The organism is Streptomyces sp. NPDC046727 (assembly GCF_040645635.1).
Taxonomy (GTDB): Bacteria; Actinomycetota; Actinomycetes; order Streptomycetales; family Streptomycetaceae; genus Streptomyces.
The window spans coordinates 22,445-41,661 of record NZ_JBEYYR010000051.1; the positions used below are offsets into that span (position 1 = coordinate 22,445).

Here is a 19,217-nt window from a genome sequence, read left to right on the forward strand (position 1 = left end):
CCATGGTGGCGCCGCGTCGGCACGATGACCGTGCCCGGCGCGCGGCATCCGGCGGCGCTCGGTGCCGTGTCACGGTGGCGTCCACCGCGGACAGGTGCTCGCCTCCGCTGCCCTGGCCGTCGGCTGTGCGCATGGATGCTCGCGGCCGAGGGCGGGGCCTAGTCCCTGGGGGCATGGGGAACTGTGCGACCGGCCATGGCGGTGCCGCGTCGGCACGATGACCGTGCCCGGCGCGCGGCATCCGGCGACGGTCAGCGCCGTGTCACCGTGCCGTCCACCGCGAACAGCTGCTCCTCGACATGGTCCAGAGCCAGGCGCAGTGCCCCCGTCGCCACCGCCGCCTCGCCCAGCAGGGACAGCGTCACCTGAGGCGGACGCAGGCAGTAGCGGGCCAGTTCGCCGCGCAGCGGCTCCAGGACGCCGTCCAGACCGGCCGCCCAGCCCCCGATCACGACCAGCGCCGGATCGAGCGCCAGCACCAGCGCCGCCACGTCGTGCACGAGCCGCTGGATGAACCGGTCGACGGCCGCCCGCGCCCGCTGGTCGCCCTTGCGCGCCAGCGCGAACACCTCGGCGACCGCCTGCTCGTCCAGCGGGTGCAGCGGCTCGTCGGTGGTCGACAGCAGCGCCTCCGGCGTCGCCTCCCGGCCCAGCAGATGCAGCGCGCCGATCTCCCCGGCCGCCCCGCCGTAGCCCCGGTGCAGCCGCCCGCCGATCAGCGAACCGGCCCCCGGGCTCAGCCCGGCCAGCACGAACACCACGTCGTCCGTCTCGGTCGCCGCGCCCTTCCAGTGCTCGGCGACCGCCGCCGCGTTGGCGTCGTTCTCCACCAGCACCGGGCACCTGAAGGAACGGCTCAGCCGCTCGCCGAGCCTCAGGCCCGTCCACTGCGGCAGGGCCGTGCTCAGCCGCACCGTGCCGTCCGCCTCCACGATGCCCGGCGTGCCCACGCCCACCGCCCGCAGCGAGCTGCGCGCGACCCCGGCCCGCCGCAGCAGCTCGGCGACCGCGCCGCGCAGCCGGTCGAGCCGCTCGTCCGCCGAGGCCGTCTCGTCGACCTCCTTGGCCTGCGCGCCCAGCACCCGTCCGTCCAGGTCGGACAGGAGCGCGGCGACCCGGTGCGGCCCGATCTCCAGGCCCAGCAGATGCCCCGCCTCGGCCCGGAACCGGAACCGCCGGGCGGGCCGCCCCTGCCTGCGCGTGCCGCCCTCGTCGGCCGCCGCCTCCACCACCAGGCCGCCCTCGATGAGCCCCTCCACGACGCCCTCGACGGTCGGCCGGGACAGTCCGGTGACGCGGGTGATCTCGGTGAGCGTCGCGCAGTCCGTGGCACGCAGCGCGTGCAGCACCACCGCGGAATTGATCCTTCGCAGCAGCGAGGGATCGCCGCCGGTCAGCTGCCCCACCGTCCGTCCTCCCAGCTCGCGGGCGTGTTGGCCGGATCGTACTCGGCCCGGCGCACCCCGGCGAGTGCCGGGTTCCGCCGACGGCCGGACCCCCGGATCACCTGGGCTCCACGAACCCCGACTCGTAGGCCGCGATCACCGCCTGGGTGCGGTCGCGCGCGCCGAGCTTGGCCAGGACGGCGCTCACATGCGACTTCACCGTCTCCACGCCGACGACCAGCCGGGCCGCGATCTCCGCGTTCGACAGCCCCCGCGCCATGAGCCGCAGCACCTCCGCCTCCCGCTCGGTCAGCCGGGCCCGCTCCAGCACGGCCCGTGCCGGCCGGTCCCCGTCGCCGTACCGGGCGGCGAGGCGCCGTACGGAGGCCGGGAACAGCAGCGACTCGCCCTCCGCGACCAGCCGCACCGCGTGCACGATCTCGGCGGGACGGGCCCGCTTCAACAGGAACCCGTCGGCACCCGCGCGCAGCGCCTCGTACACGTACTCGTCGTCCTCGAAGGTGGTCACCACGAGGATCTTCGGCGGCTCGGCCACCGTGCGCAGCACCGCGCGCGTCGCCTCGATGCCGTCCATGAGGGGCATCCGTACGTCCATGGCGACCACGTCCGGCCGCAGCTGCCGGACCAGCGGGATGACCGCCGCGCCGTCGGCCGCCTCACCCACCACCTCGATGTCGGGCTGCGCCCCCAGCACGGCCCGCAGACCCGCGCGGACCAGGGGTTCGTCGTCGACGAGGAGTACGGTGACCGGCATCCGGCCAGCCTAGATCAACTCAGCGGAAGCTCCACGCGCACCTGCCAGTTGCCCTCGTCCGGACCCGTCCGGGCGGTGCCGCCGAGGAGCGCGGCCCGCTCCCGTATGCCCCGCAGGCCGCTGCCCCGGCCGGCGTCGGGTATCGGGCCCGGCAGCGGGTTGCGGACCTCCAGGACGAGCATGCCGCCGGTGACCGCGACCCGGACCCGCGCGGGCACGGCTCCCGCGTGCCGCAGTACGTTGGTGAGCGCCTCCTGGAGGATGCGGTAGCCCTCCCGGGACACCGGGCCGGGCAGGGCCTCGACCGGGCCCGTCACCTCGGCGTCGACCTTCGCCCCGGACGCCCGTGCCGACTCCAGCAGCCGGTCGGCGTCGGCCAGCGTGGGCCGCGCGCTCACCGGCCGCTCGCTCTCCCGCAGGACGCCCAGCACCCGCTCCAGGTCCGCGAGCGCGGCCCGGCCGGTCTCCTCGATGGCGTCCAGCGCGCGGTCGGTGAACTCCGGATCGCCCGCCGCGCGCGCCGCACCCGCCTGCACCACCGCCACCGTCAGGGCGTGCCCGATCGAGTCGTGCAACTCCCGTGCGATCCGGGTGCGTTCCAGCAGCTGCTCGGTGCGCTCCTCCAGCGCGGCCAGCCGCTCGGCCGCCGACGGCCCGAGGAGCCGGCGCGCACCGGCCGTGGCCAGCTCGCCGAGCCCGACGACCGCTCCGTACAGGGCGAACAGCGGCAACGGCGCCAGCAGGGCCCAGGCGCGGTGCGGCGGCAGCCGGTCCAGCAGCGGGACGTCGGCCGGCGCCTCCCCCCACGCGCAACGCAACAGCTCGAAGCAGATGATGGGCAGCCACACCGAGGCGAACGCGGTCGCCCCGCCGAGCAGCATGCGCAGCTCCAGCCACAGCACCGTACGCAGCCGGTCCCGCCAGGTCGCCGCCGGTGTCTCGGAGATGCCCGGCTCCGGCTCGCCGGGTGTGAGCAGCAGCCGCGCCTGCACGCCCTCGCCCCGCCGCACCGCGGGCAGCAGCCCGACCGGGGCGAGCAGCAGCGCGGGCATCCACGGACTCGACGGGTCGACGAAGATCCAGACGCTGACCGCAAGCATCGGCACCCACAGATGCAGCAGGCGCGTGTACGTCGTCCCGCGCAGCAGCGGGCGCAGAAAGCGGGCCATGACCTCATCGTCGCAGGCGGCACTGACAACGGACCTCCCCCGCACGGGGGAGACGGTCTCCACCGGCGGGGGAGGAACCGATCGCCGTGCCCGGCCAGGCTGTTGCCATGACCAGCATCGACGTACGAGACCTCACCAAGGAGTACGGCGGCCGACGGGCCGTGGACCGGCTCACCTTCAGCGTCCGCCCCGGCCGGGTCACCGGCTTCCTCGGCCCCAACGGCGCCGGCAAGTCCACCACCTTCCGCCTCGTCCTCGGCCTCGACCGGCCCACCGCCGGCACCGCCACGATCGGCGGCCACGCCTACGCCGGGCTCCACGAACCCCTGCGCCGGGTGGGCGCCCTGCTCGACGCACGCGCCGCGCACGGCTCCCGCACCGCCCGCGACCATCTGCTGGCCCTCGCGGCGAGCAACCGCATCCCGGCCCGCCGGGTCGACACCGTCCTGGAGGAGACCGGCCTCGCCACCGTGGCCAAGCGCCGCGTACGGACCTACTCCCTCGGCATGCGCCAGCGGCTCGGCATCGCCGCCGCCCTGCTCGGGGACCCCGAGGTCGTCCTGCTCGACGAACCCGCCAACGGCCTCGACCCCGAAGGCATCGTGTGGATCCGCACGATGCTGCGCCGCCTCGCCGAGGAAGGCCGTACGGTGCTGGTCTCCAGCCATCTGATGGGCGAGACCGCCGCATTCGCCGACCACCTGCTGATCCTCGGCCGGGGCCGCCTGCTCGCCGACACGCCGGTGCAGGAGTTCATCCACGCGCGCGTACAGCCCCACGTCCGCATCCGCACCACCGACTCCGCCGCCCTCGGTGACCTCCTCGACCGGCACGGCCACGACGCCTCCCGGGACGAGGACGGGGCCTGGACCGTGCGGCACGCGCGCGTGGACGACCTCGGCCGGCTGATGGCCGAGGCGGGCGTCCCCGTCCTGGAACTCACCGCCCGGGAGGCCACCTTGGAGGAGGCCTACCTCGATCTGACAGCGGCCGAGGCCGAGTTCACCGCACAGCCCCAGGAGGCCTGACCATGTCGTTCGCACCCGTGCTCCACGCCGAGTGGATCAAGGTCCGCACCCTGCGCTCCCTCAGGGGCGCCCTCGCCGCGATCCTCGTCGCCACCGCCGCGTTCTCGGCGCTGGCCTCGGTCGACACCGACACCGGCGACCCCGACCCGCTGTTCGCGGTGTTCTTCGGCGTCAGTTTCGGGCAGATCGCCGCGATCGCCTTCGGCACGACGGCCGTCTCCTCCGAGTTCCGCGGCGGGGCACTGCGGCTGACGCTGTCGGCGGTGCCCGACCGGGGGCGCTGGTTCGCCGCGAAGGCGCTGGCGATCGCCCTGCCGACGCTGGCCGTCGGGCTGCTCACCGGATTCGTCACGCTCCTGGTGGGCCGGGCGGCTCTCGGCACGTCCGCTCCCGGCTGGGCCGAAGGAGCGCGGGGCGCCGTCGGCTGCGGCCTGCACCTGACGTTCATGGCCCTGTTCGCCGCCGGACTGGCCGCCGTGCTGCGCAGCGGAGTCGCGACCCTCTCCGTGCTGATCCCCTTCCTGCTGATCGTGTCCTTCGTCATCGGCGACCTGTCCGGCGGCGTCGCCGACTTCCTGCCCGACCGGGCCGGCCAAGTGGCCCTGCACAGCGGCTGGGACGGCACGCTCGGCCCGTGGAGCGGACTCGCGGTGGCCGGGCTGTGGGCCGCGGCGGCCCTGCTCGCGGGCGGGTGGAGCCTGCGGCGCAGGGACGCGTGACGGCGGGCGCCCGGGGTCGCCGCACGGGCACCCCGGGGTCGCTTGACGGGCCGCCAATTGTCAGTGGTGCCCGCTTTACTGGATCCCATGGACATCGCGAAGTGTCTGACCCTCATCGACCTGCTGTGCGCCCGGGAGTTCCCAGCGGCGCACGGCAGGACGGAGCACGGCGAGAGCGGGCCCGGCTATCACATAGCCGAATTACAGACCAGCGAGGAGTTCTGGGAGGGCGACGGCAGCGAACGGGACGAGACGGCGGCGCAGTACGAGGCCGACCGGGACGGCCTCGCGGAGCGGCTCGGCGAGCGGTGGGGACAGCCGCAGCACGTCAGCCTGTACAGCGTGTTCGACCGGACCATGGCGGGCGAGGACATCGCGGAGCCCTGGGCCGGCCTCAGCAACCATGTCCCGGACGTCCAGCTGTGGCGGCTCCCGGAGTCAGGCCGCTGGCTCGCCCTCGCCGTCTCCCAATGGGACAAGGAGCTGCCTTTTCAGCTGCTCGGCATAGTGACGGAGACCGACCCGCCGTGACCGCCCGCACCCGCCGCCTCCCGCAGCCGGGCGAACTCCTCCGCCATCGTGGCCGCCGTCCAGTGCGCGTTCAGCCCGCTGGGGTTGGGCAGCACCCACACCCGCGTGTCCCCGATGGTCCGCTCCTGCGGGCCGACCTGGGCCGTGCGGTCACCGAAGGCCGCGCGGTAGGCGGTCACGCCGACCACCGCCAGCCACCTGGGCCGCAGCCGCGTCACCTTCGTGGTCAGCAGCCGCCCGCCCTCGACGTACTCCTCGGCGGTCAGCTCGTCCGCGCGCGCGGACGCCCGCGCCACCACGTTGGTGATGCCGAGCCCGTACGACAGCAGTTCCCCCTGCTCGGCCGGCTTCAGCAGCCGGGGTGTGAAGCCGGACAGGTGCAGCACCGGCCAGAACCGGTTGCCGGGGCGCGCGAAGTGGTGGCCGGTCGCCGCCGTCATCAGCCCCGGGTTGATGCCGCAGAACAGCACATGGAGGCCGTCCGCGACCACATCCGGGACGAGACGGTCGCGGGCGGCCTCCAGTTCCGCCTGAGTGAAGCGGGGAGAGCGCGATGCGCGGGTCAGAGGATCGCTCCGGGCGTGTAGCCGGCGGCCTCCGGGTGCTGCTTGACGATCTCCTCGATCCGGCCGACGACCACGCCGACCTGGTCGGCGGCGGCGCCGGTGAAGGAGAGCTTGTCGGCCATCAGCGCGGCCAGCTGCTCGCGGTCGAGCGGCAGCCGCTCGTCGGCGGCGAGCTTGTCGAGCAGTTCGTTGCGCTCAGCGCCCTGCTCGCGCATCCCGAGCGCGGTGGCCACGGCGTTCTCCTTGATCGCCTCGTGCGCGACCTCACGGCCGACGCCCGCCCGCACCGCGCCCATCAGCACCTTGGTGGTGGCGAGGAAGGGGAGGTAGCGGTCCAGCTCACGGGCGATGACGGCCGGGAAGGCACCGAACTCGTCGAGGACGGTGAGGAAGGTCTCCAGCAGACCGTCCAGGGCGAAGAACGCGTCCGGCAGCGCGACCCGGCGCACCACCGAGCAGGACACGTCGCCCTCGTTCCACTGGTCGCCCGCCAGCTCGCCGGTCATCGAGGCGTAGCCGCGCAGGATCACCATGAGGCCGTTGACGCGCTCGCAGGAGCGGGTGTTCATCTTGTGCGGCATCGCGGAGGAGCCGACCTGGCCCGGCTTGAAGCCCTCGGTGACCAGCTCGTGCCCGGCCATCAGCCGGATCGTCTTGGCCAGCGAGGACGGCGCCGCCGCCAGCTGCACCAGCGCGGTGACGACCTCGTAGTCCAGCGAGCGCGGGTAGACCTGGCCGACCGAGGTGAACGCCTGCGAGAAGCCCAGGTGCCGCGCGATCCGGTTCTCCAGGTCGGCGAGCTTGTCCGCGTCGCCGCCCAGCAGGTCCAGCATGTCCTGCGCGGTGCCGACCGGGCCCTTGATGCCGCGCAGCGGGTAGCGGCCGAGCAGCTCCTCGACGCGGCCGTGGGCCACGAGCAGCTCGTCGGCGGCGGTCGCGAAACGCTTGCCGAGGGTGGTGGCCTGCGCGGCCACGTTGTGCGAGCGGCCGGCCATGACCAGCTCGGCGTACTCGCCCGCGAGCTTGCCGAGACGCGCCAGCACGGCCACGGTGCGGTCGCGCATCAGCTCCAGGGAGAGCCGGATCTGCAGCTGCTCGACGTTCTCCGTGAGGTCACGGGAGGTCATCCCCTTGTGCACGTGCTCGTGCCCGGCGAGGTCGTTGAACTCCTCGATCCGCGCCTTCACGTCGTGCCGGGTGACCTTCTCGCGCTCGGCGATCGAGGCCAGGTCCACGGTGTCGAGGACGCGCTCGTAGTCGGCGATCGCCTCGTCCGGCACCTCGATGCCGAGGTCCTTCTGGGCCCGCAGCACGGCGAGCCAGAGCTGCCGCTCCAGCTTCACCTTCTGCTCGGGGGACCAGAGCGTGGCGAGCTCGGCGGAGGCGTAGCGTCCGGCGAGGACGTTCGGGATGCGGGGCTTGGCGGGCGCAGAAGTCACGTGTCCAGAGTCTACTGGCGATTCGTGCAGGCCAACGCCATGGGTGCGTTCGGTCGAAGCTACGAGAGCGCCGTCACGTCGGCGCGGCATGCGCGGCGGGATGGTGACGCCCGCCTCGGCCCGGCCGAACGTGACGTCGCCGACGTCGCCCCCGTCCCCTGTCGAAGACGGGCTACGCCTGCCCCTCGTACGGCAGCAGCTCCGGCCGCTTCGGCGGGCGGCCGTCGCCCGAGGAACGGCCGGTCAGGCGGCGGCCTATCCACGGGAGCAGGTACTGCCGGGCGAACCGGACGTCCGCGGTCCGGCGCGTCACCCAGCCGGGCGGGGCCGTCGCCGGCATCGGTACCCGCCACTCGGTGTCCTCCGGCTCGTACCCGAGCGTCTGCCACACCGCCTCGGCGACCCGGCGGTGCCCCTCCGCCGTCAGATGCAGCCGGTCCACGTCCCACAGCCGCGGGTCGGCCAGCGAAGGCGCGCCGTACAGGTCGACCACCAGGGCGCCGTGCTTGTCCGCCAGCTCGTCCACGCAGGCGAACAGCTCCTCCATGCGCGGCCGGAACCGCTCCAGCACCGGGCCCTGCCGGCCGGGGCTGCGCATCAGCACCAGCTGCTTGCAGGAAGGCGCCAGCCGCTCCACGGCCTCGGTGAGCAGGCCGCGGACCCGGCCCATGTCGCACTTGGGGCGCAGGGTGTCGTTGAGTCCGCCGACCAGGGTGACGACGTCGGGCTTCATGGCCGCGGCCACCGCCACCTGCTCGTCGACGATCTGCCCGATCAGCTTCCCGCGCACGGCCAGGTTGGCGTACCGGAAGCCGGGCGTGCGGGCGGCCATCCGCGCGGCGAGCACATCGGCCCAGCCCCGGTAGGAACCGTCGGGCAGCAGGTCCGACATGCCCTCGGTGAAGGAGTCGCCGACCGCGACCAGGCTGGTGTACGGGGAAGGTGTGGGATTCGTCTGCATGGCGACAGAGATGGTATCCCGAGGCCAATACCTGCCGGTCGGTCGGCCCAACCAAGTCGTCCAGGCCCGGGGGTGATGGTTCGGGGACCCCTGGGCGACGGGCCGGGCCCGATGCCGGGCTGTGCTCGTGGGTGATTCTGAGGCAGCCGGCCGTAGGGCTGGGAGCAGTCCCCAGGCCCTGGAGTGATGCTCCGGCGGATCCTGCAAGGGGACCGGCCGTCGGGCCAGGAGCCTGTCCCGGGGAGATGCTGGCGCTGTCGGCCGGCGGGCCGGGTCCGGTTCGTCCCCGAAGTCGATTCCGGCATGACCGATCGGCCGGAGGGCCGGCCGCAGGCTGTCCCAGGGTGATGACGCCCTCCCGCTGGACCCTCGCGCCGGATCCACCGACGCACCCCCGGGGTACCGGCCCGCCTCCGCCTGCCGCCCGCTGACCGGCTCCGCCGGAGCATCACCTGGGGCAGGCCCTGACCCGCCGGCAGGCCCCAGGGGCACCCAGGAGGAACACCCTGGGACCGGAACTCCGCCGACGCGTCCCCCGGTATGGGCTCGCTTCCGCCTGCCGCCCCCCACCGGATCCGCCGAAGAGCCACCCGAGACAGGCCCCTGGCCCTGCTGTCAGCCCCCTCGCGCCGGATCCACCGGCGCACCCCCGGGGTACCGGCCCGCCTCCCATGCCGCCCGCTCACCGGCTCCGCCGCAGCATCACCTGGGACAGGCCCCGACCTTCCGGCAGGCCCAGGGGCACCCAGGAGGAACACCCTGGTACAGGCCCTGACCCGCCGGCAGGGCCAGGGGCACCCAGGAGGAACACCCTGGGACCGGACCTCCGCCGACGCGTCCCCGTATCGGCTCGCTTCCGCCTGCCGCCGCCTCACCGGATCCGCCGAAGAGCCACCCGAGACGGGCCCCTGGCCCTGCTGTCAGCCCCCTCACTCGATCCACCGGCGCATCCTCCCGGTACCGGGCCGCCTCCGCCTGCCGTCCCCGCCTCGCCCAGCTACCGGGCCCACAGCCGCCCATCCCTCCGCCCAACCGCCGGAGGCTCACGCAGGCTGGCCGAAGAGTTCGCGCAGGACGTCCTCCATCGTCACCAGGCCGGCCAGGCGGCCGTCGTCGCCGAGTACCGCCGCCAGGTGTGTGCGGCTGCCTCGCATGGCGGTGAGGACGTCGTCCAACGGGGTGCCTTCCCGGACGCGGGCGATGGGGCGCATGTCGCGGAGCCGGAACGGCACGTCCTGCGGTGAGGCGTCCAGCGCGTCCTTGACGTGCAGGTAGCCGACGATCCGGCGGCCGGTGTCGACCACCGGGAAACGGGAGAACCCCGACTCGGCCGACAGCCGCTCCAGCTGCTCGGGGGTGACGCCCACGCGCGCGTAGACCACCCGCTGCAAGGGGACGACCACGTCGCGCACCGGGCGGCTGCCCAGCTCCAGCGCGTCGTGCAGGCGCTCCTGCGCCCGGTTGTCGATCAGGCCCGCCTCGCTGGCGTCCTTGACGATCTCGGCCAGCTCGGTGTCCGTGAAGGTCGCCGCGACCTCGTCCTTCGCCTCCACCCGCAGCAGCTTCAGCAGCCCGTTGGCGAAGGCGTTGATCGCGAAGATCACCGGGCGCAGCGCCCGGGACAGCGCGACCAGCGGCGGACCGAGCAGCAGCGCGCTGCGCACGGGTTCCGCCAGCGCGATGTTCTTGGGGACCATCTCGCCGAGCAGCATGTGCAGATACGTGGCGAGGCTCAGCGCGATCACGAACGAGACCGCGTGACCCGCGCTCACCGGCACGCCCACCGCGTGGAACACCGGCTCCAGCAGATGCGCGATGGCCGGCTCGGCGACCACGCCCAGGACCAGCGTGCACAGCGTGATGCCCAGCTGGGCGGCCGCCAGCAGGGCCGAGACGTGCTGCAGGCCCCACAGCACGCTCCGCGCGCGCCGGTCGCCCTCCTGGGCCAGCGGCTCGATCTGCGAGCGGCGTACGGAGATCAGAGCGAACTCGGCACCCACGAAGAAGGCGTTGACGACGAGGGTCGCCAGACCGATCAGCAGCTGTACGGCGGTCATCGCGTCCCCTCCCGCATCCCGCCGGTCCCCTCGGCGCGCTCGTCGTCCAGCGGTGCGTGCAGCAGTACCCGGGCGGCCCGGTGGCCCGACGCGTCGACCACGTCCAGCCGCCAGCCGGCCACCTCGACGCTGTCACCGACGGCGGGTATCCGGCCCAGTTCCGTGGCGACCAGGCCGGCCAGCGTCTCGTACGGCCCCTCGGGCGCGCGCAGTCCCACGCGCGCGAGCTGGTCGGTGCGGGCGGCGCCGTCCGCCGAGTACAGGGCCCGGCCCCGCTCGTCCGCGCCGGCGGGGGCGAGGTCGGGTGTCTCGTGCGGGTCGTGCTCGTCCCGCACCTCGCCGACGACCTCCTCCACGATGTCCTCCAGCGTGGCCACGCCGGCCGTACCGCCGTACTCGTCGATGACGACGGCCATGGTGCGCCGGCCGGAGAGCCGGTCCAGCAGGCGGTCGACGGTCAGGGACTCGGGCACCAGCAGCGGTTCGCGCATCACCTGGGCGACCGTGCGGTGGCGCCGCTGGTCCGCGGGGACGGCCAGCACGTCCTTGATGTGGGCGGTGCCGACGACCGCGTCCAGGCTGCCCCGGTAGACCGGGAACCGGGACAGGCCGGTGGCCCGGGTGGCGTTGGCCACGTCCTCGCAGGTCGCCTGGGTCTCCAGGGCGATGACCTGGACGCGCGGGGTCATCACGTTCTCGGCCGTCAGGTCGGCCAGGTTCAGCGTCCGGACGAACAGCTCCGCGGTGTCCGGCTCCAGCGCGCCCTCCCTGGCGGAGTGCCGGGCGAGGGCGGCCAGCTCCTGCGGACCGCGCGCGGAGGCCAGTTCCTCGGCCGGTTCGACGCCGAGCCGGCGCACGAAATGGTTGGCCGTGTTGTTCAGGTGGGTGATGAAGGGCCGGAAGGCCGCGCTGAACCAGCGCTGTGCGCTGCCCACCCGCTTGGCCACGGTCAGCGGCGAGGAGATCGCCCAGTTCTTCGGCACCAGCTCGCCGACGACCATCAGGAACACCGTCGACAGGGCCGTGCCCAGCACCAGCGCGACCGAGCTCGCCGTGGTCGCCGGCAGCCCCATCGCCCGGAACGGCCCGGAGAGCAGTTTGGCGATCGACGGCTCGGCGAGCATGCCGACCACCAGGTTGGTGACGGTGATGCCGAGCTGGGCGCCGGACAGCTGGAAGGTCAGGGTCCGTACGGCCTTCAGGGCGCCCGCGGCACCGCGCTCGCCACGCTGGGCGGCCCGCTCCAGCTCGCCGCGTTCCACCGTGGTCAGCGAGAACTCCGCTGCGACGAAGGCGCCGCAGGCCACCGACAGCAGGATCGCCACCAGGAGGAGGAGCACTTCGGTCATCGGGTCACCCCCGTCCCATGATCGGACAGGGCAGGGCGGAATGCGCGGTGTCGCGGACTGGGAGGCTCGCCCATGGGCGGACGCTCACAACCTTTCATAGAGGACCGAGTGCTCCCTCAATGGTAAAGGATGAGCAAAGATGCCTTTCGGGTTCAGTCCGTGAGCGGCTTCACCCAGCGCCGCCACCGCTCCTCCGGCCCGTACCCGGCCGCACTCCAGGCGTGGTGCGCGGTCTCGTTGCGCACCAGCACCATCGCGTCCGCCCGCCGCCCGCCGAGCCGTACGAAACGCTCCTCGGCGGCGGCCAGCAGCGCCGAGCCGATGCCCTGCCGCCGCCGCTCCGGACGCACCGCGAGCCGGTACAGATGACACCGCCAGCCGTCGAAGCCGGCGATCACCGTGCCCACCAGTTCCCCGTCCTGCTCGGCGAGGAGGAGAGCCTCGGGGTCGCGGGCGACCAGCCGCTCCACACCGGCGCGGTCGTCACTGATGCTCGTCCCCTCGGCGGCCGTCCTCCAGAAGGCGAGGACGGAGTCGAGGTCGGCGGGAACGGCGGCACGTACACGCAGGTCTGTCATGCGGCCATGGTGATCATGAAGGGACCGCGTCGCGCGGGGAATTCCATCATGCGGACTCCTCGCGCAGCCGCTCCATCACCGGCGCGAACGCCTCCATGAACGGCTCCAGCACGGTCAGGTACGAGAACCCGAACCGCTCGCGCTGCGCCCGTACCTTGGCGACGACATCCTCCAGGGTTCCGGCCAGCACGATCGGCAGGGCCAGCGCCTGCTCGACGGTGAACTGGGGCAGGCGCTCCACCAGCGGCTTCAGCGCGGCCTCCGGGTCGTCGGTGATCGCCACGAACTGGATCAGCAGGTTCAGCTCGGCGGGTTCCGCCCGGTCGGCGGCCAGCGCGCGGTACCGGGCCACGCGCTCGTCCAGCTCCTCGGGGCTCAGCGGATCGAGCGTCCCGGGCGTGTTGCCCGGCCGGGCTCCGGTGAAGGCCGCGATGTCCGCGTGCCCGGCGGTCAGGCGCAGCATCCGGTCGCCGTTGGCGCCGATCAGCACCGGCACCCGGGACTGTGCGGGGCGGGGTTCGTGGTCCCCGGAGCCGAGCAGGCGCTCCAGCTCCTCCACCGTCCGCCGCAGATGGTCCACGCGCTCGCGCGGCGAGCCGTACGGCAGCCCGGCCGCCTCGTGCTCCGCCGCCACGTACCCGGTGCCGAGGCCGAGTTCGAGCCGGCCGCCGGTCAGCGCGTCCGTGGTCGCCACCTCGCGGGCCAGCAACGCCGGGTTCCAGAAACCCGCGTTGAGCACGAACGTGCCGAGCCGCGGCCGCTCGGTCGCCTCGGCCGCCGCGACCAGCGCCGGGAACGGCGCGGGCATGCCGAGGTGGTCGGGGACGAGGATCACGTCGTACCCCAGCTCCTCCGCGCGACGGCACTTGGTGCGCCACTCGGCGGCGGGCGCGGGCGTGAGCAGGTTGACCCCGAAGCGGAACGGACGCGACATGAACTCTCCTCGGCGAAGGACGACTTGGGCCTGACGCGATTCCATCACGTCCGCTTCCGTCCTGTCCGTGTGGAGATGATCACTCGTGCGCGATCGCCGCCAGCACGTTCATCCGCGAGGCCCGCAGCGCCGGCAGCAGCGCCGCCACCACACCCACCACGGCCGAGCCGATCACCACCGCGACGATCGTGCCCCACGGCACCGCGAACGCCGTCAGCCCGCGCAGGGCCAGCACCTGCTGCATGCACACGCCCCACACCAGTCCCAGCGCCAGCCCGAGGACCGCTCCGAACACCGCGATCACCACCGACTCCAGCCGGATCATCCGGCGCAGCTGCCGCCGCTCCAGTCCGATCGCCCGCAGCAGCCCGATCTCCCGGGTCCGCTCCACGACCGACAGGGCGAGGGTGTTGACCACGCCGAGCACGGCGATGACGATCGCCAGCCCGAGCAGCGCGTACACCAGGTACAGCAGTACGGCGATCTGGTCGTGGACCAGGTCCTTGTAGTCGGCCTGGTCGCGCACCTGCACCTGCGGGAAGGCGGTGAGCGTCCGCTCCAGGCGGGGGCGCAGGTCCGCCGGGTTCGTGCCGGGCGCCGCGTTGACGTAGAGCGCCGCGTCCTGCCCGCCCGGCGCGTACTTCTCCAGCGTCGTCAGGCCGAAGAAGATGCCGCCCTGCGTGCCGAAGCCCTCCGCCTGCTCCTGGTCGGTCAGCGCCCCGACGGTCAGCTCCGCCCGGTGCCCGCCCGGGAACTCGACCGGCAGCACACTGCCGACCCGCACGCCGTGGTCCGCTGCGTAGTCCGCGTCCAGGGCGAGGTGCCCGTCGGCCAGGGCCGCCGCCGAGCCGCCCCGGGCGTACGTGACGTGCGCGACGTCGTCGAGCCGGGTGCCGTACCCGGTGGCGACCGTCGTCTCCCGCCGGCCGTCCGGCAGGCGTACGGCGATGGGCGTGAGCCGCTGCCGTACGACGAGCCCGACCCCCGGCGTCCCGGTCACCCGGTCCGCGATCTCCCGGGTGAACGGCGTGAAGTTGGCGTTCTGGACGACGAAGTCGGCGCCCAGCGTCCGGTCGATCTGCCGGTCGAACGACGCGGACATCGAGGCGCTCGCCACCGACATCCCGCCGACCAGGGCCAGGCCCACCATCAGCGCGGCGGCCGTGGCGCCGGTCCGGCGCGGATTGCGCAGGGCGTTGCGCTGGCTCATCCGGCCGACCGGGCCGAACAGCGCGGGGAAGGCCGCGCCCAGCACCCGGATCACCGGCCGCACCAGCAGCGGCCCGGCGACCACGGTCGCGATCAGCGTCAGGGCGACACCGACGCCCAGCAGCGCGGCGGCCTGCGCGGTCCGCGTCGCCGCGGCACACCCGGCCAGCGCCGCCGCGCCGGCCGCCCCGACCACCGCCCCGACGATCGCCCGCGCCTTCAACGGCCTGCCCGCACCGGCCACTTCCGCGTCCACGAGAGCCGCCATCGGCGAGACGGCCGCCGCCCGCCGCGCGGGCAGATAGGCGGCCACGAAGGTGACGCCGAGGCCGACGACGTAGGCCGCGACCGGCGTGCCCCAGCCGATCACCATCTCCGTGGCCTTCAGGTTCATCCCGAACGCGCTCATCAGCCGGATCAGCCCGGCCGCCAGTCCTGTACCGGCGGCCAGCCCCAGCGTCGAGCCGAACAGGCCGAGCAGCAGGGCCTCCGTGAGCACCGAGCGCCGCACCTGCCGACGGTCCGCGCCCAGCGCCCGCAGCAGGCCCAGTTCGCGGGTGCGCTGCGCGATCAGCATGGAGAACGTGTTGACGATCAGGAACACGCCCACCAGGAGAGCGACACCGGCGAATCCCAGCATCACGTACTTGATCACGTCGAGGAACGTGCCGAGGGTGGCCGCGGCCGACTTGGCCTGCTCCGCGGCCGTCTTCAGGTCGTACGTCCTGGTGCCGACCGCCGCGCCGACCCGGCGTTCGAGTTCCGCGTCGGACACGCCCCGGGCCGCGTCCGCCGAGATGCTGGTCGCCCTCGCGGCGGAGCCGAGCAGTTCCCGGCCGGCGACGGCCGGGTCCAGGAAGAGCAGCGCCGCGCCCGGGTTGGTCGTGGTGAAGGTGGCGATGCCGACGACGCGGACCCGGAACGTGCCCGGCTGCGCCTGCACGGTCAGCCTGTCACCGATCCGCACGTGCCTCTTGCCGGCCGTGTCCGCGTCCAGCAGCGCCTCGCCGGGGCCGTGCGGGGCGTGCCCGGAGGTGAGCCTGACCGGGCTGCGGTGGGTGGCGTACCAGGCCATGGCGATGGTCGGGGCGCCGGTGGTCGGGCCCACGGACTTGTTGCGGCTGTCGACCACGACGGCGTTCTGCACCGACACCTCGGCACGGGCCGCCGCGACCCCGTCGACCTTCGCCACCCGGTCCCGCAGCGCGGCCGGCACGGTCCGCACCGTGCCGCTCGTCCGCGCCGACCGCAGGTCCTGCCGGGGCTGGACCGTCACATCGGCGGCGGTGGAGGCGAACAGCCGGTCGAACGTGCGGGTGACGGTGTCGGAGAAGATCAGGCTGCCCGCGACGAACGCCACGGACAGGATCACGGCCAGCGCGGACAGCGCGAGCCGCCCCCGGTGCGCCAGGAAGCTCCTCAGTGTCGCCTTGAGCACCGGTCAGCCCTCCTGAGCGGCGCGGCCGTCGCCAGGAAAGACACGCATTCTCTCCAGCACGGCCTCCGCCGTCGGCCGGGGCATCTCGTCCACGATCCGCCCGTCGGCGAGGAAGAGCACCAGATCCGAGTGGGCAGCGGCACCCGGGTCGTGCGTGACCATGACGACGGTCTGCCCGAGATCGTCCACGGCACCGCGCAGAAAGCCCAGCACCTCCAGGCCGGCCCGCGAATCCAGGTTGCCGGTCGGCTCGTCGGCGAAGATCAGCTCGGGCCGGGAGGCCAGCGCCCGCGCGCACGCGACCCGTTGCTGCTGCCCGCCGGAGAGCTGGGCGGGCCGGTGCCGCAGGCGGTCCCGCAGCCCGAGCGTGTCGATGACCTGGTCCAGCCATCGCGGGTCGGGCCTGCGGCCCGCGATGTCCATGGGCAGGGTGATGTTCTCGGCCGCGGTCAGCGTGGGGATGAGGTTGAACGACTGGAACATGAACCCGATCCGGTCCCGCCGCAGCCGGGTCAGTTCCCGCTCCCTCAGCCCGGTGATCTCGGTGCCGCCGAGCCACACCTGACCGGCCGTGACGGTGTCGAGGCCGGCGAGGCAGTGCATGAGCGTGGACTTCCCGGACCCCGAGGGGCCCATCACGGCGGTGAACCGGCCCCGCGTGATGTCCACGTCCACCGCGTCCAGGGCGAGTACGGCCGTCTCACCGGAGCCGTACGCCTTGGTCAGTCCGCGGGCGCGGGCCGCGGTCCCGCCGTCCGGTGTGCGGTCGGGTGCGTGCTGCGCAGCAGGTGTCGACAAGACCGCCTCCCGGTCTCCGGTACTGCCCTCCCGGGCGAGCGTAGGGCACCGCCCGTGCGGGCGAGCGTAAGGGACGTGCGCGCCCGGCGCAGCGCTCCGTGCGCCCTTGCCGCCGCTAGCATTCCGGCGCTAGCGTCGAGACATGGCGAAGACCCAGCTGAACGTGCGCGTGGACGAGGGCACCGCCCGCGCGGCCCGCGAGCGCGCCCTGGCCCGCGGCATGAGCGTCAACCGCTACATCGAAGAGCTGGTCAGACAGGACGCCGGCGAGGCGGGCCGCACCTTCGTGGAGGCCGCCGCCGACTTCATGAAGCAGTACGAGTCGGTGTTCGCCGAGGAGTTCGCCGAGACCCGCGCCGCCGACGCCGGTGAAGGCCGCCGCTGATCCCTTGAACGAGCTCAGCATCGACCTCGCCTGGCTGCTCATGCTCGCCGAACAGCGGACCCCGGGGGATCCGCAGGTCACCGACTGGGGCGCCCTGGTCGCCGCCGTCGCCCGGCACCGCGCCGAGATATTCGGCGTGCCCGTCTACGACACCCCGCACGCCCGAGCCGCCTCCCTGCTCCAGCTGCTGATCCACGTGCCCGCGCTGGAACGCTCCAACGCGCTGTTCGCCTCGGCGGTCGCCTACGCCTACCTGGTCGCCGGCGGCGAGAAGGTCGCCCCCACCCCCGAGCAGGTCCGGGACCTCGCCCGGCTGGTCAAGGACGGCGCGGTGAGCGTGGACGACATCGCCCGGGAACTGCGCGGCTGGAGCATCTGATCAGCGGGCGTCCGGCTCGTCCTCCCGCCAGGCCACACCGAGCGAGCAGTACGAGGTCGGCAGCGCCGGACCGTGCTCGGGCAGCATCACCCGCCGGTGCGGGCCGAGGCGGAACCCGGCGGCGCGCAGCGCGGCGACCGGGTCCCGGGACAGATGGCAGCCGCCGGTCAGCGCCGGCCACAGGGTGCGGTCCAGGGCCTGCTGGGTCAGCGCCATCGCCCGGCCGCCGCCCCGCCCGTGCTCGAAGAACCGCACCTCGCCGCCGGGCCGGAGCACCCGCCGTACCTCGCCGAGCGCCCGCTCGACATCCCGCACGCTGCACAGCACCAGCGACAGCACGGCCGCGTCGAACGCCTCGCTCTTGACCGGCAGCGCTTCCGCCGCACCCGGCACCACGTCGACCGGCACCTGGGCGCGCAGCGCGGCCCGCAGCGCCAACTTCCGCAGCAGCGGCTCCGGTTCGATCGCGACGACCTCCGCGACCGCCCCGGGATAGTGCCCGAAGTTCAGCCCGTTGCCCGCGCCGATCTCGATCACACGCCCGGACAGCCCGGCGAGCAGCCGCTCCCGCACCCCGGCCATCCCCAGCCGGGACTCGGCGCCCACGCTGATCCGGGCGTAGTAACGGGCGAACAGCGGATGACTTACGGGACTCCGCGCCATCTGGCCGGAGCGGGTGGACAGCAGCCGCATGGCAACCTCCCTGGACAGCACGTCCCTGGGGAGAGTCTCCCCAGGGACGGCCCGGTGCACCCGCGCCGGCCGCCGGCGGACGGGGACGGCGCGCGCGTACAGGGGGCTACGGCGCCTCCCGTACCCGGAACGCCTCCGCGTCCCAGGTGCCGTCCAGCCGGGGTGCGAGCCAGCTCGCCGCCGCCGTGCGGAACTCGGCGGGCGGCAGCGCACCGGCGCCCGCGGGCAGCGCGCCGAGCAGCGGGGCGTCGGCGACCTCCGGCAGGTCGGCCACATTGCAGCGGGTGGCCAGATCGGGGGCGCCGGGCCAGCTGCCGATCACCACACCGGCCAACTCCAGCTCACGGCGCCGCAGTTCGCGTGCGGTCAGCTCCGTGGTGTTGAGCGTGCCGAGCCCGGCCTGCGCGACGACCAGCACCGGAGCGTCCAGCAGCCGGGCCGTGTCGGCCAGCGTGCCGCCGGCCGCGTCGAACCGGACGAGCAGTCCGCCCGCCCCCTCGACCAGCACCAGATCGTGCTCGGTGGCCAGCTTGGCGGCCCGCTCGGCCACCTCGTGCGGATGCACCGGAGCCATCCCGGCCCGCCGGGCCGCCGTGCCCGGAGCCAACGGCTCCGGATAGCGGGCGAGTTCGGCGGCCGTGACCGGACCCGCGAGCCGCGCGACCTCGTCCGCGTCCCCGCGCTCGTCCGGCCGTACGCCCGTCTGGGCGGCCTTCAGCACGGCCACCGAGCGCCCGGCCGCGAGCGCCGCCGCGGCGACGGCGGCGGTGGTGACGGTCTTGCCGACCTCCGTGCCCGTCCCCGTGATCACCAGTACCGGCATC

Annotated in this window: 19 protein-coding genes; 5 read left to right on the forward strand and 14 right to left on the reverse strand. The window is 73.9% G+C overall.

Annotation, left to right across the window (positions count from 1 at the left end; translation table 11 throughout):
* Positions 1-251: 251 nt before the first annotated feature.
* The 3 genes from ABZ937_RS39075 to ABZ937_RS39085 form a co-directional block, all read right to left on the reverse strand.
* Positions 252-1,406, reverse strand: a complete 1,155-nt coding sequence (locus ABZ937_RS39075) for an ROK family transcriptional regulator (RefSeq protein WP_361699486.1) — start codon at positions 1,404-1,406, stop codon at positions 252-254.
* Positions 1,407-1,503: 97 nt separating this feature from the next.
* On the reverse strand, positions 1,504-2,160 hold the full coding sequence (locus ABZ937_RS39080) for a response regulator transcription factor (RefSeq protein WP_361699488.1): 657 nt from the start codon (positions 2,158-2,160) through the stop codon (positions 1,504-1,506).
* Positions 2,161-2,174: 14 nt separating this feature from the next.
* Positions 2,175-3,329, reverse strand: a complete 1,155-nt coding sequence (locus tag ABZ937_RS39085; protein WP_361699490.1) for a histidine kinase — start codon at positions 3,327-3,329, stop codon at positions 2,175-2,177.
* A gap of 107 nt (positions 3,330-3,436) precedes the next feature.
* Here ABZ937_RS39085 and ABZ937_RS39090 point away from each other — a divergent pair, with 107 nt between their 5' ends.
* From ABZ937_RS39090 to ABZ937_RS39100, 3 genes are all read left to right on the forward strand, one after another.
* Positions 3,437-4,357 carry an ATP-binding cassette domain-containing protein gene (locus tag ABZ937_RS39090; protein WP_361699492.1) on the forward strand — a complete coding sequence of 307 codons (921 nt, stop codon included), beginning with the start codon at positions 3,437-3,439 and terminating at the stop codon, positions 4,355-4,357.
* Positions 4,358-4,359: 2 nt separating this feature from the next.
* Complete coding sequence (locus ABZ937_RS39095; RefSeq protein ID WP_361699494.1) at positions 4,360-5,076, forward strand: ABC transporter permease subunit; 717 nt, start codon at positions 4,360-4,362, stop codon at positions 5,074-5,076.
* A gap of 87 nt (positions 5,077-5,163) precedes the next feature.
* Positions 5,164-5,607, forward strand: a complete 444-nt coding sequence (locus tag ABZ937_RS39100) for a hypothetical protein (protein WP_361699496.1) — start codon at positions 5,164-5,166, stop codon at positions 5,605-5,607.
* Here the strand turns inward: ABZ937_RS39100 and mug are convergent.
* The 9 genes from mug to ABZ937_RS39145 all read right to left on the reverse strand — a co-directional run bounded on the left by mug (position 5,568) and on the right by ABZ937_RS39145 (position 16,936).
* A complete protein-coding gene (mug, locus tag ABZ937_RS39105) occupies positions 5,568-6,098 on the reverse strand; it encodes a G/U mismatch-specific DNA glycosylase (protein ID WP_361699498.1) in 531 nt (176 codons plus the stop codon). The genes ABZ937_RS39100 and mug overlap by 40 nt on opposite strands.
* A gap of 71 nt (positions 6,099-6,169) precedes the next feature.
* Positions 6,170-7,612 (reverse strand): adenylosuccinate lyase, encoded by a 1,443-nt coding sequence (gene purB, locus ABZ937_RS39110; protein WP_361699500.1) that lies wholly within the window; start codon positions 7,610-7,612, stop codon positions 6,170-6,172.
* A gap of 172 nt (positions 7,613-7,784) precedes the next feature.
* The gene (locus ABZ937_RS39115) at positions 7,785-8,573 is read right to left on the reverse strand and encodes an SGNH/GDSL hydrolase family protein (RefSeq protein WP_361699502.1); all 789 of its coding nucleotides are present in this window, start codon (positions 8,571-8,573) and stop codon (positions 7,785-7,787) included.
* A 1,043-nt stretch (positions 8,574-9,616) separates the two neighbouring features.
* Positions 9,617-10,630: a hemolysin family protein gene (locus ABZ937_RS39120; RefSeq protein ID WP_361699504.1), complete on the reverse strand. Its 1,014-nt coding sequence runs from the start codon at positions 10,628-10,630 to the stop codon at positions 9,617-9,619.
* On the reverse strand, positions 10,627-11,979 hold the full coding sequence (locus ABZ937_RS39125) for a hemolysin family protein (protein WP_361699506.1): 1,353 nt from the start codon (positions 11,977-11,979) through the stop codon (positions 10,627-10,629). Before ABZ937_RS39125 ends, ABZ937_RS39120 begins: the two co-directional genes overlap by 4 nt.
* Positions 11,980-12,131: 152 nt before the next feature.
* On the reverse strand, positions 12,132-12,557 hold the full coding sequence (locus ABZ937_RS39130; protein ID WP_361699508.1) for a GNAT family N-acetyltransferase: 426 nt from the start codon (positions 12,555-12,557) through the stop codon (positions 12,132-12,134).
* A gap of 46 nt (positions 12,558-12,603) precedes the next feature.
* Positions 12,604-13,491: an LLM class F420-dependent oxidoreductase gene (locus ABZ937_RS39135; RefSeq protein WP_361699510.1), complete on the reverse strand. Its 888-nt coding sequence runs from the start codon at positions 13,489-13,491 to the stop codon at positions 12,604-12,606.
* Between the two features lie 79 nt (positions 13,492-13,570).
* Positions 13,571-16,138, reverse strand: a complete 2,568-nt coding sequence (locus ABZ937_RS39140) for an FtsX-like permease family protein (RefSeq protein WP_361699512.1) — start codon at positions 16,136-16,138, stop codon at positions 13,571-13,573.
* Positions 16,139-16,141: 3 nt separating this feature from the next.
* Positions 16,142-16,936, reverse strand: coding sequence for an ABC transporter ATP-binding protein (locus ABZ937_RS39145; protein WP_361699514.1), 795 nt, complete (start codon positions 16,934-16,936; stop codon positions 16,142-16,144).
* A 142-nt stretch (positions 16,937-17,078) separates the two neighbouring features.
* On the opposite strand from ABZ937_RS39145, the gene ABZ937_RS39150 reads away from it, so the two are divergent.
* Both ABZ937_RS39150 and ABZ937_RS39155 read left to right on the forward strand, forming a co-directional pair.
* Positions 17,079-17,321, forward strand: a complete 243-nt coding sequence (locus ABZ937_RS39150; RefSeq protein ID WP_361699516.1) for a toxin-antitoxin system HicB family antitoxin — start codon at positions 17,079-17,081, stop codon at positions 17,319-17,321.
* 4 nt (positions 17,322-17,325) lie between these two features.
* On the forward strand, positions 17,326-17,700 hold the full coding sequence (locus ABZ937_RS39155; RefSeq protein WP_361699518.1) for a fic family toxin-antitoxin system, toxin component: 375 nt from the start codon (positions 17,326-17,328) through the stop codon (positions 17,698-17,700).
* Here ABZ937_RS39155 and ABZ937_RS39160 read toward each other — a convergent pair whose 3' ends face one another.
* Both ABZ937_RS39160 and bioD read right to left on the reverse strand, forming a co-directional pair.
* Positions 17,701-18,393 carry a class I SAM-dependent methyltransferase gene (locus ABZ937_RS39160; RefSeq protein ID WP_361699520.1) on the reverse strand — a complete coding sequence of 231 codons (693 nt, stop codon included), beginning with the start codon at positions 18,391-18,393 and terminating at the stop codon, positions 17,701-17,703.
* 106 nt (positions 18,394-18,499) lie between these two features.
* Complete coding sequence (gene bioD, locus ABZ937_RS39165) at positions 18,500-19,216, reverse strand: dethiobiotin synthase (RefSeq protein WP_361699522.1); 717 nt, start codon at positions 19,214-19,216, stop codon at positions 18,500-18,502.
* Position 19,217 lies beyond the last annotated feature (1 nt).

Excerpts from the sequence above, each read along its gene's own strand:
- ABZ937_RS39095 (WP_361699494.1), top strand. The coding sequence starts at position 4,360 with ATGTCGTTCGCACCCGTGCTCCACGCCGAGTGGATCAAGGTCCGCACC.
- ABZ937_RS39150 (WP_361699516.1), top strand. The coding sequence starts at position 17,079 with ATGGCGAAGACCCAGCTGAACGTGCGCGTGGACGAGGGCACCGCCCGC.
- ABZ937_RS39160 (WP_361699520.1), bottom strand. The coding sequence starts at position 18,393 with ATGCGGCTGCTGTCCACCCGCTCCGGCCAGATGGCGCGGAGTCCCGTA.
- bioD (WP_361699522.1), bottom strand. The coding sequence starts at position 19,216 with ATGCCGGTACTGGTGATCACGGGGACGGGCACGGAGGTCGGCAAGACC.
- ABZ937_RS39090 (WP_361699492.1), top strand. The coding sequence starts at position 3,437 with ATGACCAGCATCGACGTACGAGACCTCACCAAGGAGTACGGCGGCCGA.
- ABZ937_RS39100 (WP_361699496.1), top strand. The coding sequence starts at position 5,164 with ATGGACATCGCGAAGTGTCTGACCCTCATCGACCTGCTGTGCGCCCGG.
- ABZ937_RS39130 (WP_361699508.1), bottom strand. The coding sequence starts at position 12,557 with ATGACAGACCTGCGTGTACGTGCCGCCGTTCCCGCCGACCTCGACTCC.
- ABZ937_RS39135 (WP_361699510.1), bottom strand. The coding sequence starts at position 13,491 with ATGTCGCGTCCGTTCCGCTTCGGGGTCAACCTGCTCACGCCCGCGCCC.
- ABZ937_RS39125 (WP_361699506.1), bottom strand. The coding sequence starts at position 11,979 with ATGACCGAAGTGCTCCTCCTCCTGGTGGCGATCCTGCTGTCGGTGGCC.
- ABZ937_RS39080 (WP_361699488.1), bottom strand. The coding sequence starts at position 2,160 with ATGCCGGTCACCGTACTCCTCGTCGACGACGAACCCCTGGTCCGCGCG.
- ABZ937_RS39115 (WP_361699502.1), bottom strand. The coding sequence starts at position 8,573 with ATGCAGACGAATCCCACACCTTCCCCGTACACCAGCCTGGTCGCGGTC.
- ABZ937_RS39085 (WP_361699490.1), bottom strand. The coding sequence starts at position 3,329 with ATGGCCCGCTTTCTGCGCCCGCTGCTGCGCGGGACGACGTACACGCGC.
- ABZ937_RS39120 (WP_361699504.1), bottom strand. The coding sequence starts at position 10,630 with ATGACCGCCGTACAGCTGCTGATCGGTCTGGCGACCCTCGTCGTCAAC.